Below are 18437 nucleotides of genomic sequence, written 5' to 3'. Positions count from 1 at the left end.
CGTACATGCTCGTACATCGGGGTAGGTTCTAGGGGCGACCATGGAAACTCAGCTCAGCGGCTTGATTTGCTCGTTCAAACAGGAAAATGGCTTCGGCACCCTCGAGCTCGAGGACGGCCGGGAGATCCTGTTCGACGTGACGGCCTGCGTCGAAGAGCCCCTGGAGGGGCAGCCCGTCCGGGTGGTGCTCGGGGCTGCGCGAACCGGGGTACCCCGGGCCGTGCTGGTGGAGGTTGCTTCCCAGCCGGAGTCCACGCGTCCGGCGACGACCCTGCCGGAGGCGCTTCGGCGCCTCCAGGCGGAGGGCATCGCGCTCGAGCTGGACGAGTACGAACGCCGCACCATTGCCGAGCGGCTCGGTCAGCCGGGTGAGCTCCCGTCCGAGCTCGTCAGTGTACTCTCGGAGTACTACCGCGACGACTTCGTCGGGGAGCGCCGGCGGACTGCGGACCTCTATCTCGATCACCGTGGTGACGTCGACACCCTCGACTTCGAGCGGTCGCTCGCTGTGCTGCTTGGTGGCAATGCGGTGACCTTCGACGCGACCGAGGTGAATGTCCGCTCCGTCGACGACGTGGTCGACGCGTTCAACGAAGAGCTGCGCGGGTCAGGCGATGCACGACGCATCGTCCCCTTGGCAACGGAGGGCGAGCACCGCGCGTACTTCTGCATGGCACTGTCACGCGCTCTGCGACTCTCCGCAGTCGGTGTGCTCCGTGTCTGCTGGGGCCGGCCGCACCTCACGCCCAGCGAGCCGCCACCGCGCAACGCGTGATGCTCGAGTGAGCAGCCGCTACATCATCAGAACATGTCTGGCATGGTTGGCGCCGGCAGGCTGAAGATGCCCTGAGCCACCGCCAGGGTCTCGTCGTCCGCCTCGGCCAGGCCCGCGCGCACGACGTCGTGTGGCGTGGCGAAGCCGGAATAGAGCTGTGCGAGGCCCCGGATGTCCAGAGAAAGTGCTCCACTGCCACCCTCGCGGACTTCGGCCCGGCCTCCGGCCACGCTGAGGCGGAGCCGCTGCTCTTCACCCAGGAGCTCGTCTCGAAGCGCAAGATCGAGCTCGGCGCTCTGCCCCGGCGAATAACCTCGCGCTCGGAGCGCAGCTGCCGGATCGATGATCCGAAGCATCCAGTGGTGATTGAGCCGGACTTCCGCGCCGCGCTCGGGCAGATCGGTGACGAACGGATCGGCGGGGCTTGCGAAGAAGCTGACGTTTTCGGCGAGCGAACGGTGGTCGGACAAGAAGGAGAGCAGGCGTCGAGCCGCCCGGCGGGTGACGGCCGAGAGATCGGTCAGCGTGAGCTCGTAGGACAGGCCCGCGCTCTTCTGGCGTACGTAGACGTAGCCTTCGACCTTGCCGTCGACCTCCACCAGCCAGCCGCGCGCCGGCTCGTTACGCGGCGCTCGAATGCGCTGCCAGACGTAATCCCCGCGATCGAGGTACCCGTTCTGCCGCGCCGCGTGCGCTCGGTAGGCGGCTTCGATAGCGGTGGCATCGGCGTCGGTGATCTCGCGGACCGGAAGCTCGCGTTCCTGAATGCCGATGCGCCCGGGCGCGAGCTTCACCTGAAATCGGCAGCCCGCGAGCTCGTAGCCGGCGCTGCGGTAGAGGGGCATGGTCGCCGGGTAGAGCGCGGAGAGCGGAACTTGCTGCGCGCGCAGCTCCCTGATTGCGAACGCCATCATCGAGCGCGCAACGCCGCTCCCGCGGGCGGCCGCTGCGACGCCGACCCCCGCGATTCCAGTCATCGGCACACTTCGGCCGCCAAACCACTGCCCCATCGGGACCGACAGATACCCGCCGGCGAGCTTGCCCGCGGCGATGCCGACCCGGACATTGTCGAGACCCGCCCGGGTCAGCCAGGCCTGGCACTCGGTGCTCGAGACACCGAATGACCAAGCCTCGATCTCGGCCAGCGCCGCCAGCTCCGCGTCGCCGTCGATGAGCCGGACGTCGACCTCGGTGCGACTCATTCCGCGGGCTCGCCCACTCCCAGCTCGGGTTTGGCCTCACCGCGCGGGCTCACTCCCGGGCGCTGGTACGGAGTGCCCGTCAGCCGCTTGGCCATCGAGGCGGAGCGCCACATCAGGTAGTTCTTCGTGAACTGGAGCGCGTGCTCGGGGCTCAAGTACGGGTTCTCCAGACCGCCGAGCCGCACCAGGGCGAGGGCCTGCTCCGCGACACTGACCGGACAGCCTTCGAAGCGGATCACCTGCTCGTCTCTGGCGGCGTTCAGCTTGCGGGTCACCTTCGCCATCTTCACGTAGATGTCGTCGTGGCGTGCGGTGTGCGGGTCCTTCGTGGAACGGTCGCGATACTTGCTGCGGATCTGCACGACCTGCTCGCCGATCTTCCCGTCGAAGGTCGCACAGTCGCCGATGAACACGACCTTCTCGCCGGGTTTTGCGTCGATGGGGCCGTCGTAGGCGCCAAAGACCACGTGCATGCGCGGCATCTTGGCATCGCACTCTCGATCGTAGAGGCGCAGGATCTCAATCGCCTCTTCGATGGCCCCCGGGCAGCCGCCCCAGCAGTAGTCGGTGCGTTCCGAGTCCGGCGGCGCGCCTGCGTAGGCCGTGATGTTCGTGCCTTCGAAGTACTTTTCCACGCGGATCAGGCCAACCTTGAAGCCCGAGGCGCGCTCACGGGCTGCCTCCAGCGTGACGTCCCCCGACAGCTCGATGGCTTCCAGGGCCATCGGGCCAAACCCCGCCTCGCTCGTCAGTCGAATGTGATCGACCGTCGTCGGATCGACTCCGATGATCTGGCAACACACGGAGTCGAACGCTACCTGGTTGTTGCCCATGATGATCAGGTTGAGATCGCGGGGAATGGGCGTGAGCATGCGCCCTTCGCCGGCGATGATGGCGTCGATGCAAATCAGCTCGGGCTGAATGATGTGCTGAAGATCGGCGATCTTTTCGTTGAGCCGGTGGTCGTGATCGATCAGCCGGTGCCGATCGTCTTGAATGCCGATGTACGCTTTGATCGAGAACGTCACGGTCGTCCAAGGATGTGCCTTGAATTTGGGACAATTGACGAAGAAGTCGGCAAGCGCGATCGGCTCCGGCGTGAACACGTAGTCCCGCAGCCGCCGCGGGTGTTTGTAGGGGATCTCGACCTGCTGCTCTTCCTCGAAGAAATACGGCTTCACGCCGACGCGCTTGAGCATCGAGAGGAAGCCGGCGCCTTCAAAGGCCTGCCGTGACGGAACGGTGATGCCGCAGCGCTCGCCGACGGCCAGCTCTTTCATCTGCCCGGCGTCGCGATCGCGCAGCGCCAGGAGCACCCCCTCGACGAACTCGTGCCGGGTGTGCGCGTGCTCGAAGAGCGGCCCGGAGGCGACCAGGTTCGGTTTCAGCAGCGTTCGGCCGTGAGGGCGCAGGCCGAGCTCTTCCATGCCTTCACGGACGATGCGGCGGATCCGCTCAGGGTCGTAGCTGTCGCAGTGGCGGAGGATGACCTTCGGTCGCGGGGCGGGACGCATGCGCGGGAGCGTATCACGCTCCGCGGTCCTCGCCCTCCGTCAGCGACGGGCTGGCATACGACTCGAAATCTGGCGCGACGAGCCGCCGCCGTCCAATCCGAGCGAGCTTGACGTTGGGTGCGTCGAGCGCCAACCGATCCCAGAGTTTGCACGTCACCTGTTTGTGTTTTTGGTCGAGGCCCTCGCAATAGTTGGTGAACGCACACCGCCGCACCTGACCACCAAGCCCGAGCCGGACCTTCTCGAACCAATCGGGATCGGCGAGGGTCTGCCGCGCGGAGCCCACCACGTCGGCGTGCCCGTGCTCGAGCAGCGCTTCGGCTTGTGTGAAGCTCGCGATCCCCCCGCACACGACGAGCGGCGTCTCGAGACCGGCGGAGTGTACGGCAGAGCGGATCTGCGCCCCCGCGACGACGTTGCGACCGAAGGGTCCCTGGGCATCGGCCAGCGTGGTTGGCATGCACTCCCACCCGCTCGGCCCGGTGTAGGGGTAGGCCGCGGAACCGACCTGGGGTCGTTTTGCGTCCTCGAATTTTCCGCCTCGAGACAGCGACAAGAAGTCGAACCCGGCGCGAGCGAACGCCACACCCACCTGACTGGCCTCGTCTGGCCGCGTGCCACCGGCGATGCACTCGTCGGCGAGAAAGCGGCACCCCACACAATAGTCCGCGCCGACCGCCGCGCGGACCTCGGTGTACACCTCGAGCGGTAGGCGCAGGCGCCCGGTCAGCGTGGAACCGTAGCCATCGGTCCGGGTGTTCCGCGCCGAGAGGAACGACGCCATCGTGTAGGCGTGGGCGTAGTGCAGCTCGACGCCGTCGAAACCAGCGAGCCTTGCGCGCACGGCCGCCGCGGCAAATGAAGCCGGGAGCGTCTGCGGGAGCTCCCGGATGTGAGGCAGCTCGACGTCAGTGATGCGTTCACGAGCTCCGTAGTCGAGCGCCTCGAGCTCGCGCTCGCTCAGCACCTGTTCCAGCTCCGTGCGGGGCAGGGACGCCAGCAGCGACCGCTGGTTGTCGTCCCCCTGTGCCCGGTCCGCGAGGAGCTGGCGGTGCCTGGCCGTGAGCGCGAAGTAGCTCCGAAAATAACGCTCGGGGTCGGGTCGGCGACGAAGCGAGAGGAAGTCGATCAGCTGGATGAAGAGGCGCGTCTGACCCTCCGAGGCGCGGGTGACCCTTTGCACCAGCTCGCGCAGGCCCGGCACGAAGCGGTCGTGCCCGATGCGCAAGAGCGGCCCGCTGGGCACGTCGCGGATGCCGGTGGCCTCCACGACCAGAGCGCCAGGTCGACCGCGCGCAAAGCGCTCGTACCAGTCGAGCACGTCTTCCGTCACGAAGCCGTCGTCGCTGGCCCGCCACGGCACCATGGCCGGGACCCAGGTGCGCCGGAGAAGGTCGAGGTTTCCCGCGGACAGCGGGCTGAACCAGCGCGATCGGGCAGCCTCGGCCCGAGTTGGCCAGGTCACATCGGGCAGTGGGTGCCGGGTTGCGCCCGGAGGGTGCCACATCGCGCTCCACAGCTTAGGACGACGCAGGCGATACGCGACCGATTTCGAGCTAACCTCAGCCTCAAGCCCATGACCGACGCGCCGAAGCCCCGCGCTCCCGAGCTCGACGAGATCCGGCTTGGCACCACTCTGTCCGATGCCGGCCGAGTCACGATGCGACCGACGGTGCGGGCGGCCGGGCCAACACACGGTCGTCTCGATGTGCTGTGCGACGCACTCAGCGTTGCCATCGAATTTCCCGTGGTGTCCCACGCGGTAGGCACCTACACGGATCTGCTGGCGGGGCTGCACTGGGGTGAGATCCACTTTGCCTGGTTGCCGCCGATGATTGCCGTCCGCGCCATCGCGCGAGGGAGCGCCGTGCCGCTTGCAGCGCCGGTCCGCTCGGGGTCCGCCTGGTATTGGACGGCGCTGTTCAGCAGGGAGGACTCGAACATTCGAGACATCGAGGCATTGAGAGGTGTGCGCGCTGCTTGGGTGGATCACATGAGCTCGGCAGGCTACCTGGTCATCCGCGCGTCACTTGGGGCGGCCGGCGTCGACCCCGCACGAGCGTTTCGCGAAGAGAACTTTCTCGGGACCCACGACGCCGTCGTCGCGGCCGTGCAAGATGGCCGCGCCGATGTCGGCGCGACCTTCGCTCACTTCGATGACGCAGGTCGGATCCGAACTGCGGGCTGGGGCAGAGCGAAGGTCAACGTGATCAAATGCGCGGGCCCGATTCCCTCGGACATCCTGGCGGCCTCGGTCCATCTGGATCCCGAAATTGCCCAGCAGATCTCCGAGACTCTGACCGGGGAGGGCCACTCCGTCGTGCGGCGAGCGGCTTCCGAGCTGCTCGACGCGACCGGCTTCGTCTCCGTCAATCGAGAGCACCTCGCACATCTCGAGGAGCTCGTGACGCACCTCGAGGTCCCGCCGAGCGCCCGCTGACCCCGGCATTGGCTCAAAGCTTCTGCCGCGTTCGACTCAGTTCTTCCGCTCCGGGGCCTTCGCCTCGACCTCGCGCACGAGCTCCGTGGGCGCCGTACCGCGCGCGCGTTCCGGCTTCTCTTGCTCGGGTACTGCTGCGCGCTGCACACCGGGCAGGCTCGGGCAGCTGAGCAAACGCGGCGCGTAACGCTCGGTGAGCGCCGGGTTGCCTTGTTTGTGATACGCGAGCTGCGCGGAGATCTGGGCCGATAGGGTGCGCTTGAGCGCGTCGGCGACCTCCGCCTCTCGTTCGATTCGGTCGTCCAGCTCGTCCGGGTCTCGCTCGAGCTGAAACAGCTCCGTCGTCTTCATGCTGCGGTTGACCACCAGCTTCCACGGCCAGCAGACCACGGCCTCACCGCTCTTCAGCCCCTGAATGTTCATGTAGATGCCGGGCGGCTGCTGCGAAGGCTCGGCCCCGGACAGGAAGCTGCGCCCCTGAAACGCGGGGTGCGGTGGCAGCCGCAACAGGTCCAGCAGAGTCGGCAGGATGTCGAGGTGCGATACCGGGTCGTTGACGTCGGCTGGCTCGAGCCCCTTCGGCCAATGGATCAAGAGCGGGATCCGCGCCTCGGTGTCGTACAGCGTCTTGCCATGGGTCACCTGGCGGTGGTCGTGGAAGTTCTCTCCGTGGTCCGCGGTGATGATCCAGATCGTGTCGTCGAGTTGCCCCGCGCGTTCCAGGGCCTTCTCCAGCCTCCCGATCTGCTCGTCGACATAGTGCAGGGCGTTGTCGTAGCGATTGATGACCTGTTGGCGATCGCTCTCCGGATACCCCAGGTAATCGAAGGTCCCCGGCGTCAGATTGGTGGGTTGATAGGGAGCTGGGATCCCCGGCTGGAGTTTGTACGGGAAGTGAGTCGCCTGAAAATTCACGTACAGCGACCAGGGTTTGGGGCCCTGGCGGCGGATCCAGTCGCTGGCCACCTCGACCGTCACGTGGTCGAGCACCACCAGCTCGCTGCCGATGTCTTGACGCAGCCCATCGTAGTTTCTGGAGTGCCGATAAAAAGTAGGCGTACCCGTCTCTTGGAACTTGAGCATTCCCTGCCAGGTCTCGTCCTGGCTCGAAACGGTCGCGGTGGAATACCCGAGCAGGTTGAAGGCGTCGTGCAAGAGCACGCGCGGGTAGTCGAGGCGCCTGTACACGTCGAGGCCGGTCGTGCGTCTCGGGAACAGCGACGACAGGATGGCCATCTGCGCGTAGTTGGAGTGGGTGGCGGTGGTCCACGCTCGCCGAATGCGCAAGCTGCGCTCCGCGATGCGATCCAAGTTCGGCGTCGTTCCCCGGTCGTAGCCGAAGTAACCGAGATGTTTGATCGAGATCGACTCGAGGGTGAGCAAGAGCACGTTCGTCTTGCGTGTCGGTGCTGCCCTCGCCAGCTCGCGCCAGCGTTTGCCCTCGGTTTGCACGGGGCCCTCGTCTGGCACGCGCCTGGGCGTCCCGCCGATTGCCCTGCCGTTGGCCTCGGGCTCCGCAGTCACCGGCTCCCACTCGCCCGGCGTCAACGACTCGGCGAACGCGGCTTCGGGGCTGGCGGCGGCGAGGTCCTTGCTCACCGCCGCCGGTACCAGACCGGCGCTGGCGAAGCCGGTGAGCGCGGCAAACCCAAGTAGCTGTCTTGGCTGCCGCGCCGCTCCGGTGCGCGGAGAGCGCCGGAGCGCTGCGCGGCCGGCCCGTGTCACCATCACGATGACCGCCGTCACCACGAGACCGAGTAGGGCGACCCAACGCCCGTACCCGACGACGATGGTGAGCAGCAAGTGGGGTCCCCCGGCCATGAAGAACTCCACGGCGCCGAGCGTCAAATAAGACCCCGAGAACGCCTTGAGCACACCGCTGGTGAGGTGGACGCCGACGAAGAGTCCGGCGGCGATCGCCTGAAGCGCTAGCGCCAAGCCGCGCCCGGCACGATGACGCAGCGCGGGAGAAACGAGCAGGGACAACACGAAGAACGACAAGCTGAGGAGCGCTCCGCTGACCGCGGTCGCTGCCAGGATCTTCGTCGCGGGTGGCCTGGGTGCAGACGAAAGCAGGCTGGCTGACGCGCTGGCGAGCCCTGATGCGGCTCCGACCAGCGCCCCGACCTTCAGGCCGTGGAGCGACCAGGAGAGCGGCGACGGTAACGCCTTGGAGTCGGAGCCGTCGGGCACTGAGCTATCAGGGTACCAAGTGGGCACGGAGGTTCCCAACTAATCTCGCGAAGTTGGCGGCGGCGTGACGTGCGTTCAGCAGGACGGACTGGGGCGCGAGTGCGCTCATCCGGCTGCCTTCTCGCGGTGTGCCTTCAAGATCGCCCGGGCGATCACCACATGCTGCACGTCGGTCGCGCCCTCGTAGATCCGCAGCGGTCGAATCGCCCGGTACAGGCGCTCGACCGGGCTCTCGGCGAGCACCCCGCGGCCGCCGCAGAGTTGCACGGCGGAGTCGATGACCCGTTGGGCGGCTTCGGTTGCGAAGGCCTTTGCCATCGCTCCTTCCAACGACACCCGCTCGGCTCCGGCGTCCTTCTCTGCGGCCGCGCGATAGACCATCAGGCGCGCTGCGGTGAGGTCCATCGCCATTGCGGCAAGTTTGTGCTGCACCAGCGCGAGCTCGGCGAGCGGCGCGCCGAACTGCCGGCGCGTGACGACGTGGTCGAGCGCTTCGTCGAGCGCACGCTCGGCCATGCCGCAGGCCGCGGCCGCCACCGTCGTTCGCAGGCTGTCGAGGGTTCCCATGCCCAGCTTGAAGCCGCTGCCTTCGTCTCCGACCCGGTGGGAGAGCGGCACACGACACCCATCGAAGCTGATGTCACCGAGCGGATGGGGCGCCGAGAGCACCAAGGCGCGGTCGAAGTGCAGGCCGGCGGTGCCCGCGTCCACTACGAAACACGACAGCCCGCGGTGCCCAGCGGCCGGATCCGTCTTGGCAAACACGGTGTAGAAATCAGCGATGCCGGCGTTCGAGATCAGGGTCTTCGTGCCGTCGAGAACATAGTGATCTCCATCGCGGCGGGCGGAGGTGGAGAGGGACACGACGTCGCTGCCGGCCTCGGGCTCGGTCATCGCAAACGCCGCCATCAGCTCACCGCTCACGACCTTCGGGAGGTAGGCCTCACGGAGCTCAGCTGACCCACCGAGCAGGATGGGCGTCGCCCCGAGGGCCTGCAACGCAAACACTTCGTCCGCGAGCGGTGACTCGCGCGCCAACGCCTCGCGGATCAGGCAGCAAGCGCGCAGATCCAGGGGCTGAATTGCGGCCATCAGTCCCGAGCGACCGAGCCGCTCCAACATCACCCGCGCCTGCGCTCGCGCCGCGACGTCGTCCGCCGGCACCGGCAACGGCGCGATCTCGCTCCGCGCGAACGCACTCGCCTGCTCTTCGAGCTTCAGGTGTCGTTCCGTCAAGAACGCGCGAACCGTCCGGCAATCGGGCATCGTTATCGGGGCTCTCTTCAGCGGAAGTTGGGCGCGCGTTTGTTGCGGAAAGCCTCGTAGGCTTCCCGAAAATCCGGGTGAAGCATGCACGCGGCCTGGGCCTCGGCCTCGAGGTCGATGGCCGCCATGAACTCCATCGATGCTTCGCGGTTCAGCAAGGCCTTGGTGACTTCGAGCCCATAGCCGGGACCGCGGGCGAGCCGCGCGGCGAACGCTTGCGCCTCCATCAGGACGCCATCGGTGGGCACCACCCGGTTGTAGAGGCCGATGCGCAAGGCCTCCTCGGCGCTGATGAAGTCCCCCGTCATGAGCAGCTCGCTGGCGCGCCCGAAACCCACGACCCGAGGCAAGAGCCAGCACATGCCCATGTCGGCGCCGCTCAGCCCCACCTTGGTGAACAGGTACGCGATGCGGGCGTTTTGAGCTCCGATACGCACGTCCGCAGCCGTGGCAATCACGGCGCCCGCGCCGGCCACCGTGCCGTTGAGCGCCGCGACGATCGGTCGTCGGCACTTGCGCATGGCCACGACCAGCTCGCCGGTCAGGCGGGTGAACTCGAGCAGCCCTTGGTGATCCCGCGCGAAGAGCTGCCCGATGATGTCCTCGACATCGCCGCCGGAGCAGAAACCCTTGCCGCTGCCGGTGATCACGATCGCGCGGACGTTGGCTTCGGTGTCCAGGGCGCGGAAGGTCGCGCCGAGCTCGGTGTAGACCTCGAAGGTCAGCGCGTTGAGTCGATCCGGACGGTTCAGTGTCACGGTCGCGACATGGGTCTCGGGGTCGAGCTCGTAGAGGAAGCTCTTCGGGGTGATCGGCATGGACACGGTCTCCTGACTACGCGGGTAACACGGCAGTGGCCTCGATCTCGACCTTGGCGCCCTCTTCCAAGAGTGCCTTCACCTCGACCAAGGTCATCGCGGGATAGTGGCGTCCCATGAGCGAGCGATACGCGGCGCCGACTGCCGACAGAGCCGCGACGTACTCGTCTTTGTCCGTCACGTAGAGGGTCATGCGAGCCACGTGGGCGGGCTCCCCACCTGCGGCGCGCACGACGCTGACGACGTTCGTCAGCGCCTGGGCGAACTGCGCGCTGAACTCCGGCCCCACAATCGCTTGTTTTTCGTCCCAACCGACCTGCCCGGCCACGAACAACAGTCGCCCGCCGGCCGGCGTGAGCACACCGTTCGAATAACCCTTGGGGGCGCCGAGCGCCGCTGGATTCACCAATACATGTGTCATGAAAGCAGCCCTCCGCCATCGATCACGATGGCTTGTCCGTTGATTCCGCCGGCTTGTTCGGCACACAGCGACGCCACGACGAACGCCACTTCATCCGGGCGGATCAGTCGTTTTTGATTCGCGGTCTTCAAGATTGCGGCCAGGGCGCCGTCGCGGTCGAGCTGAGTCTTGTCGACCACGCGATCAACGGAAGCCTGCGTCATCTCCGTATCGACGTAGCCAGGGCACACTGCGTTGATGGTCACACCCTTGTCCGCGTACTCGGCGGCGGCAACCCGGGTGAAGCCGAGCACGGCATGTTTGGACGCCGTGTAGGCGCCGACGTAGGGCGCGCCCATGCGTGAAGTGATCGAGGCCACGTTGACGACGCGGCCCCAGCGCCGCTCCGCCATGCCAGCGATGAACGCTCGCGTGCACAAGAACGGTCCCGTGGCGTTCACGGCAAGCACGCGATTCCAGTCGTCCAGGGTCGTTGCCTTGATCGGCGCCGAGCTCGCGATGCCGGCGTTGTTGATCAGGATGTCGACCGGGCCGAGTTTCTGGCTGGCGTGGGCGAGCAACGCCTCGACACTGTCCTCCTGGGTCACGTCGCAGGTCGTTGCGTGAGCCTCGAAGCCGTCCCGGGTGAGCTCCGCCGCGACGCGCTCCACCTGATCCCGGGAGCGGGCCGCGACCAGCAGCCGTGCGCCCGCTCGGCTGAGCGCATGTGCCACCGCCGAGCCGATCCCGCGTCCGCCGCCGGTGATGACCGCGGTTTTGCCTCGAAGCAGCATGGGCGCCCACCATTGTCGCGCCGAGCCCCGGCGGCAACGCGAACGCGCGCCCGGTCCGGCACCAGTGGTGGGCTGCGGCCTCTTGCGCACACGGGTACGTTTTGGTAGGAGGCGCGCGTACCTTTGCTTACCAGCCCTTACTCGTGATTTGCGGCTGATTTCAAGAGGCATTGCCATGAAGACCCGACTCGTCTGCGCCGTTTCTCTCACGACCCTGTTCTCGATGTTCGGTTGCGCTGCGAGCAGCGCGCCGGAGCCCGGTGTGCCCAACGAGGAAGCGCCGGCAGATTCGGGCAAGGCCGACGGGCTCAGTGCGGACAACTGGACCTACTACTCCGCCCGCCCCGACTACCGAAAGTGCATGTGGCCGATGTGCGGCGGCGTGTTCGTCAAGCGCGTGAATCAACCGAAGACGAAGTGTGCGGACGGGAAGTGGGCGAGCGAATGTTACGTCAGCGAGCTGGACTGGAGCGAGGTGGGGCTCAGCGAAGCTGACGAGAACGCAGCCGACAGCGCTGCGCGCTCCGGTCAGGTCGTCTTGCGCGGCAAGCTCGGCACGGTCAACCAGAAGACCATGAGCTACAGCGTGTTCGAGGTCAGCGAGGGCTGGCGTGCAGCGACGGACAATGCAGCCTCCGGCATCTTCTACCGAGCCGAAGGCTCTGGGATCGTCTGCATCACGTTTCCTTGCCCAGTGGTCGAGGCGACGCGCCTGAACCGCAAGCTGAAGCCGACGGCGACGTACGCAGGTGTGGATCTCTCACCGAGCGGAGCGACGCAAGCGCAGCTCGACGCAGCGTGGGAGGAGATGTCGGCGCACGGGCTAATCGTGGCCGCCAGCATCGAGAAAGTGACGGGTCCCGCGGGTTCGATGGACGGACTCCGCGCTGCGCAGTTCTTCACGCGTATCAGTCCCAGCGCAGCGAACCCGTGCAAGCCGAGCGGCTGCTCCGGCCAGCTCTGCTCCGACCTGGACCTGGTGACGACCTGCGACTGGAAGCCGGAGTACGCGTGCTACCAGAAGCTTGGCAGCTGTGAGCCCCAGGCCGATGGCAAGTGCGGCTGGACTCAGAGCGCCGAGCTTCAAGCGTGCCTCGCCAAGCCGTGACCCAGCGGCGCCGCGATCTCCCGAGGCCCGGGGGGGCGGACCCTCACTCTGGGCTGGAATCGCGCAAAGCGCGCGCCGTCTCCATCTTGTCGCGCAAAGAGTTCGCGAATTACGGCTGAGCGTCGGGGCTCAGTTGGCCGCAGAGCGCGCCGCGCGCCATCAATCGACAGAAATGTCTTTTGAGCTGACGCCCATCATCGGCCTCGGCTTGTGAATTGCTTTACTCATCGTTCGGCAGCGCTGAGCGGCGGGAACGCCGAGGAGGCTTTCAGATGCGAGTTCGAGCAACCATCAGCTTCGTGGCAGCAGCGGCTCTCGCCGCCAACCTCGTGGCCTGTGACAAGAAGACCGAAGGCGGCACGCCCGCGCCGAGCGCCAGCGCCGGCGCAGAAGGGCCCGCCCTTGGCGCCGAGGCTCAGGCCGGCAAGACGATCTACGACACACAGTGCCAAGCCTGCCACAGCATCGGCGCCGGGGATCGCGCCGGCCCCGATCTGAAGGACGTGAGCAAGCGCCGCCAGAAGGACTGGCTGGTCAAGTGGATCAAGGACCCGGTCGGCATGGCCAAGGACGATGCGGTCGGGAAGGAGCTGCTCGCAAAGTACAAGACCCAGATGCCGCCGCTCAACCTGACCGACAAGCAGATGAACGACGTGCTCGCCTATATCGACACGATCAGCGCCGCGGGGGGTCTGCAGGTGAAACAGGAGCCTCCGGTCGAGCTCACCGGCGCGGACTTCGAGCGAGCCAAGGGCATCTTCTTCCAGCGCTGCGCGGGCTGCCACGGCACGCTGCGCGCGGGCGCCACGGGGCCGAACATCCAGCCCGAGCGCACCCGGAAGCTCGGCACCGCGACCATCAAGAACACACTCATGAACGGCCTGCCTGGCGGCATGCCGCCCTGGGGCAAGATCGGCGTCCTGAACGACGAAGAGATGACCTTGATGGCCAACTACGTCCAGATGCCGCCGCCCGAGCCCCCGGCGATGCCGCTCGAAAAGATCAAGGGCACCCACAAGGTGCTCGTGCCTGTGGACCAGCGCCCGAAGAAACCCGAGACCAAGCGCAAGTGGGAGAACTTCTTCGGGGTCGTGCTCCGTGACGCTGGCCAGGTCGCCATCATCGATGGCGACACCAAGGAGAAGCTGGTGATCATCCCGACGGGATACGCGGTGCACATTCTCCGTGCATCGGTCTCTGGTCGTTACTTCTACGCCGTGGGCCGCGACGGAAGGGTCAGCTTGATCGACCTCTGGACCGAGACTCCAACGCTGGTTGCCCAGGTCCAAGGCTGCATGGAAGCCCGCAGCGTCGATGGCAGCAAGGCCAAGGGCTGGGAAGACAAACTCGTCATCGAGGGCTGTTACTGGCCGCCCCAGTACGTCGTGTACGACGGGCTCACGCTCGAGCCGAAGGCGGTTCAGAGCGTGCTCATGGACGCCGTCGACAAGACGCCGCTCAAGGAGAATCGGGTGGCCGCGATCGTCGCCAGCCACCACGAGCCGCTCTGGATCGCCAACCTCAAGGAGTCCGGCTTCATCGCGCTGATCGACTACAGCAAGCCCGACTTTCCGATGGTCGAGAAGCTGGCTACGCAGCGCTTCCTCCACGACGGCGGGTTCGACCACACCAAGCGCTTCATCATGATGGCCGCCAACATGAAGAACGAGATGGTGGTGGTGGACACCAAGGAGAAGAAGTTCGTCACCAAGTTCGAGACCGGCAACAAGCCGCACCCGGGGCGCGGCGCGAACTGGGAGGATCCAAAGTTCGGCTGGGTCAACGCCACCACCCACATTGGCGAGCCCAAGCTGACCATCTACGGCGCGGATCCAGTGAAACACCCGGAGCATGCCTGGAAGGTGGTGCGTGAGGTCAAGGTTGGCGGCCCCGGCAGCCTCTTCGTCAAGACTCATCCCAAGAGCCCCTGGGTCTGGATGGACTCGCCGCTGGCGAACAAAGAAGAAGAGACCCGCCAGATCTGCGTCTACAGCAAGAAAGAGGGCAAGATCGAGAAGTGCTGGACCCCGATGGAACGGGGCCGGTCCGTGCACTTCGAGTACAACAAGGACGGCACCGAGGTGTGGCTGTCGGGTTGGGACAAGAAGGGCGCGCTCATCATCTACAACGACAAAGATCTCAAAGAGATCAAGCGCATCGAAGAGGACTGGCTGGTGACCCCCACCGGTAAGTTCAACCTGTACAACACCGCGCACGACGTCTACTGACGCTCGTCCTCGCGGAGCCGGAGCCGCGGCCGCTCGCCCTCTCGGGCGAAGGTCGCGGCTTCGTGTTGGGGGCAGGTCATCAAGATGAACTGTTTTCGCAGCGCTGAGCCCCGGCGGAGCGCTGATTGCGCCCCGGACTCTTCAACGCTCGCGATGGAGTAGCCTCACGGCACAGCTCTTGAAGGTAACGCGCCAATGTTGATGGTGAGCGATCTCTTACGGGCCGCGAGCGACCCTTCGGCGCCGGCACAGCTCGAGCAACGGTCGCCCGACCGCTACGCCGAACCCGAGCGTGGCGTTCCGGTGGTGGTCTGGAACGTCGTTGGCCACTGCAACCTGTCGTGCCCGCACTGTTATGCCTCCGCCTCCAAACAACCGTCCCCCGACGATCTGACCACCGAGCAGGGCCTCGCGTTGCTCGACGCGCTCGCGGACGCGGGAACCAAGGTGGTGATCTTCAGCGGCGGCGAGCCGATGCTACGCAAGGACCTGTTCGAGCTGATCGAGCGAGCGACCTCCCTCGGGCTCATCCCCCAGCTCTCGAGCAACGGAGTGTTCATTGACGACGAGGTCGCCCGGCGACTGAAGGACGTCGGCGTCAAGTACGTCGGGATCAGCATCGACGGGATGCGGGACTTCAATGATCGCTATCGCGGCTTGACCGGCGGTTTCCGGCGGGCAAGCGACGGGCTCGTGGCGTCCCGGCGGGCGGGCATCAAGACGGGGCTTCGGATCACACTCTCGAAGCTCAACGCGAGTGAGCTCGAGCCGCTGATCGATCACGCGGCCACGCTCGGAGTCGAGCGGTTCTACGTGTCACACCTGCTGTACTCGGGGCGGGCATTTCGGATGGGGGACGACGATCTCTCTCCGGCGGAGTCTCGGTCGGCGCTGGATCGACTATTTTCCCGCGCGAAGCTTCAGCTCGAGTCCGGCGTCGGGCCCGACATCGTCACCGGTGGGAACGACTCGGATGGGCCTGCGCTGCTTGCCTTCATCCGACAAGAGCTGGGGGGCGACGCCGCCACCCGCGTCGAACGGCTGCTCTTGCTTCGGCGCGGCAACTCGGCTGGCGAAAAGATCATCAACGTCGATCACCTCGGGCGGGTCCATCCCGACCAGTTCTGGCAAGCCGCTACGTTCGGCAACGTGCGTGAGGACTCGTTGGCGCAGATCCTGGCGCACCCGCTCAGGGCTCAGCTCCGGGAGCGGACGCGACACCTCACCGGGCGCTGCGGCAGCTGCAACTACGTCGAGCATTGCCGGGGCTCGCACCGCGAACGCGCGCTGGCCCACTCCCGCGACATGTGGGCGTCCGATCCGGCTTGTGTGATGACCGACGCCGAGATCGGCTTCGTTTCCCAGGAGTCACATCCCGCATGAAAAGGTTGTTGCTCTGCACCTGTCTGCTCGTGGCGGCTTGTCAGTCGCCCGGCGCTGCGCCCGCACCGTCGGCTGCACCGTCGGCTGATCCCGCAGCGTCGGCGGCCTCACTCCCGACAGCGGCGCTGCCGTCCGGAGGCATCGGCTCGCGCGTGTTCGTCGTCGAGCGCGAGACCGAGAGCCTGGGTGTCTACGATCTGAGCGAACGCAGCTACACCGCGTCGCGAATCAAGGGCCTCGGCAACATGCGTCACGCGACCATGACGTTCTCGCCGGATCTACGCTGGGGGTACGTCGCGACCCGCAGCGGCAAACTCTCCCGTATCGATCTCACGAAGGTCGAGCTCGCGGGGGAGGTGGAGGTGTCGAAGAACAGCATCGACATCGCCATCAGCCAGGACGGCCGCTACGTCGCGACCGCCGAGTATCAGCCCGGTGGCATCACCATTCTCGATTCACAGACCCTGAAGGTGGTGAAACGCCTGCCAGCGGAGATGGAAAAAGGCGGACAAAAGCTGATGTCTCGCGCCACCGGTGTGGTGGACGCGCCCGGCAACCGGTTTGTGTGTGTGTTGATCGAGGGCGCGGAAATCTGGGTCATCGACGCCTCCGGCGCGGAGCCGAAGATTGAGCGCAAGGTCAAGACCAGCACCGACGAGCCCTACGACGCGATGATCACGCCCGACGGTCGCTGGTACGTCGTGGGTCACATGGGGAGTGAGCACGTCTCCGTGCTCGACCTGCGAGACCCGAACGCCGGTGTCAAAGAGGTGAGCCTGCGGGATCCCAAGCAGAAGTTCGACAAGGGGACCCCCGTGAAGCTCCCGCACATGGCCTCGTGGGCGGTCGCCGGCGACAACGTGTTCGTTCCGCTGGTCGGGGAACCGCGCATGGTGGTCCTGGACCGCAACACGTGGGCGTTCAAGACGAGTGTGCCCGTACGAGGACACCCGGTGTATTCCGTGGCCTCTCCCACCGGAAATGAAATCTGGGTGAGCTTCTCCGGAGTCGAGAACGACGCCTATCTCGAGGTCATCGACACCCAGACCCTGAAGGTGAAAAAGAGCATCAAGGTCGGCGCCCGTATTTACCACCTGGACTTCACACCCCGGGGTGGTCAGGTGATCGTCAGCGCCAACAAGGACAACAAGCTCGCACTCGTGGATGCCACGACCTACTCGGTCATCGACGAAGAAACCGTCAACTCTCCGTCCGGCGTCTTCGGCGCCTGGCGCGCCTTCAGGATCGGTCTGTGATGGAAATGACACTCTCGGAGAGCAAGCTCAACTCGGGAAAACAGAACGAGCTCGCGCACGCCATTCAAACCAACGTGCCTTTCGTTTCTCGCCCGTTCGCCCAGGTCGGCCGCTCGCTGGGTGTGTCGGAGGACGATGTGCTCGAGCAACTCACGCTCTGGAGCTCAGAGACCAAACTCAGGGAAATATCCGCCATTTTGGAGGGCAGTGCCCTGGGCTACGACAGTGCGCTGGTGGCGGGTGAGGTTCCGGCCGAGCGCCTCGAAGAGGTGGCGGCGGTCATCAACGCTCACCCCACCGTCACTCACAACTACCTGCGCAACCACAGCTACAACGTGTGGTTCACCATCGCCGTGCCCACCGAGATGGGGCTCGAACGAACGCTGGCGCTCTTGGCTGAAGAGGCACGGGTCGAGAAGTTTCATCCCTTGCGCAGGACCCACACCTTCAAGGTGGGCGTCAATTTCGACCTTCTGTCCAAAGAGAGCACGACGCCCGTGGTCGCACTCCAGGCCGCCATTCCATTCTCAGCCGGCGAGCACGAGCAGCGGATGTTTCGCGCCATCCAGACTCCGCTACCCCTGGCCGCCGAACCGTTCTCGCGACTCGCCGGGCAGTTTGGCGTCGATGAACAGAGCTTGCTCGGCTTCGCGCAGACCCACCTCGGGAATGCGATGCGCCGCTACGTCGCCACGTTCCGACACCGCAGGCTCGGCGTGCGCGGCAACGGCATGGTGGTCTGGCAGGTCCCCGAGTCGGAGTTGCCTCGCCTGGGACCGATGCTGGCCGCCGCCCCAGAGGTCAGCCATTGTTACGCGCGCAACGCGATCCCTGGTTTTTCCTACACGCTCTACAGCATGCTGCACGGCCCGGACGAAGACGCCTGTCGCGAAACCGCACAGCGCATCTCTCGAGAACTCGGGGTCGACGACTACCTGATCTTGTTCAGCTCGCGAGAGTTCAAGAAGTGCCGGCTGCGATACTTCCTGCCGGAGCTCGACGCCTGGTGGTCGGAGCACCAGGCGTCCGTCAAACCCAGCTGATCGGGGCCCCCAAACCT

Annotated in this window: 15 protein-coding genes; 7 read left to right on the top strand and 8 right to left on the bottom strand. The window is 66.0% G+C overall.

Features of this window, described 5'->3' with window-relative positions; genetic code table 11:
- Positions 1-40 precede the first annotated feature (40 nt).
- Positions 41-775 (top strand): hypothetical protein, encoded by a 735-nt coding sequence (locus IPI67_02300; protein ID MBK7579013.1) that lies wholly within the window; start codon positions 41-43, stop codon positions 773-775.
- A 26-nt stretch (positions 776-801) separates the two neighbouring features.
- Here the strand turns inward: IPI67_02300 and IPI67_02295 are convergent, their stop codons facing one another.
- Genes IPI67_02295 through IPI67_02285 form a run of 3 tightly spaced genes read right to left on the bottom strand, consistent with a single transcriptional unit; the run spans position 802 to position 4998 of the window.
- Complete coding sequence (locus tag IPI67_02295) at positions 802-1977, bottom strand: GNAT family N-acetyltransferase (GenBank protein ID MBK7579012.1); 1176 nt, start codon at positions 1975-1977, stop codon at positions 802-804.
- Positions 1974-3491 (bottom strand): DUF362 domain-containing protein, encoded by a 1518-nt coding sequence (locus IPI67_02290; protein ID MBK7579011.1) that lies wholly within the window; start codon positions 3489-3491, stop codon positions 1974-1976. Before IPI67_02290 ends, IPI67_02295 begins: the two co-directional genes overlap by 4 nt.
- Positions 3492-3504: 13 nt before the next feature.
- On the bottom strand, positions 3505-4998 hold the full coding sequence (locus tag IPI67_02285; protein ID MBK7579010.1) for an NADH:flavin oxidoreductase: 1494 nt from the start codon (positions 4996-4998) through the stop codon (positions 3505-3507).
- A gap of 69 nt (positions 4999-5067) precedes the next feature.
- Here IPI67_02285 and IPI67_02280 point away from each other — a divergent pair, with 69 nt between their 5' ends.
- On the top strand, positions 5068-5931 hold the full coding sequence (locus IPI67_02280; GenBank protein MBK7579009.1) for a phosphate/phosphite/phosphonate ABC transporter substrate-binding protein: 864 nt from the start codon (positions 5068-5070) through the stop codon (positions 5929-5931).
- A gap of 36 nt (positions 5932-5967) precedes the next feature.
- On the opposite strand, the gene IPI67_02275 is transcribed toward IPI67_02280, so the two are convergent.
- The 5 genes from IPI67_02275 to IPI67_02255 all read right to left on the bottom strand — a co-directional run bounded on the left by IPI67_02275 (position 5968) and on the right by IPI67_02255 (position 11402).
- Positions 5968-8151, bottom strand: a complete 2184-nt coding sequence (locus IPI67_02275) for a sulfatase (protein ID MBK7579008.1) — start codon at positions 8149-8151, stop codon at positions 5968-5970.
- Positions 8152-8229: 78 nt separating this feature from the next.
- On the bottom strand, positions 8230-9390 hold the full coding sequence (locus IPI67_02270; protein ID MBK7579007.1) for an acyl-CoA dehydrogenase family protein: 1161 nt from the start codon (positions 9388-9390) through the stop codon (positions 8230-8232).
- Between the two features lie 17 nt (positions 9391-9407).
- On the bottom strand, positions 9408-10208 hold the full coding sequence (locus IPI67_02265; protein ID MBK7579006.1) for an enoyl-CoA hydratase family protein: 801 nt from the start codon (positions 10206-10208) through the stop codon (positions 9408-9410).
- 16 nt (positions 10209-10224) lie between these two features.
- On the bottom strand, positions 10225-10629 hold the full coding sequence (locus IPI67_02260) for a RidA family protein (GenBank protein ID MBK7579005.1): 405 nt from the start codon (positions 10627-10629) through the stop codon (positions 10225-10227).
- The gene (locus IPI67_02255; GenBank protein MBK7579004.1) at positions 10626-11402 is read right to left on the bottom strand and encodes an SDR family oxidoreductase; all 777 of its coding nucleotides are present in this window, start codon (positions 11400-11402) and stop codon (positions 10626-10628) included. The genes IPI67_02260 and IPI67_02255 overlap by 4 nt, the downstream gene beginning before the upstream one ends.
- Before the next feature lie 175 nt (positions 11403-11577).
- On the opposite strand from IPI67_02255, the gene IPI67_02250 reads away from it, so the two are divergent.
- From IPI67_02250 to IPI67_02230, 5 genes are all read left to right on the top strand, one after another.
- Positions 11578-12510 (top strand): hypothetical protein, encoded by a 933-nt coding sequence (locus tag IPI67_02250; protein ID MBK7579003.1) that lies wholly within the window; start codon positions 11578-11580, stop codon positions 12508-12510.
- A 272-nt stretch (positions 12511-12782) separates the two neighbouring features.
- Positions 12783-14738, top strand: a complete 1956-nt coding sequence (locus tag IPI67_02245) for a c-type cytochrome (GenBank protein ID MBK7579002.1) — start codon at positions 12783-12785, stop codon at positions 14736-14738.
- 195 nt (positions 14739-14933) lie between these two features.
- The gene (locus IPI67_02240) at positions 14934-16121 is read left to right on the top strand and encodes a radical SAM protein (protein ID MBK7579001.1); all 1188 of its coding nucleotides are present in this window, start codon (positions 14934-14936) and stop codon (positions 16119-16121) included.
- Complete coding sequence (locus tag IPI67_02235) at positions 16118-17377, top strand: protein nirF (protein MBK7579000.1); 1260 nt, start codon at positions 16118-16120, stop codon at positions 17375-17377. Before IPI67_02240 ends, IPI67_02235 begins: the two co-directional genes overlap by 4 nt.
- A complete protein-coding gene (locus IPI67_02230) occupies positions 17377-18420 on the top strand; it encodes a hypothetical protein (GenBank protein ID MBK7578999.1) in 1044 nt (347 codons plus the stop codon). Before IPI67_02235 ends, IPI67_02230 begins: the two co-directional genes overlap by 1 nt.
- Positions 18421-18437: the final 17 nt, after the last annotated feature.

It is taken from the genome of Myxococcales bacterium (assembly GCA_016706225.1).
Lineage (GTDB): Bacteria > Myxococcota_A > Polyangia > Polyangiales > Polyangiaceae > JADJKB01.
Note: the sequence above shows the minus strand (reverse complement) of the source record. Positions and strands in the feature narration are given on the sequence as shown.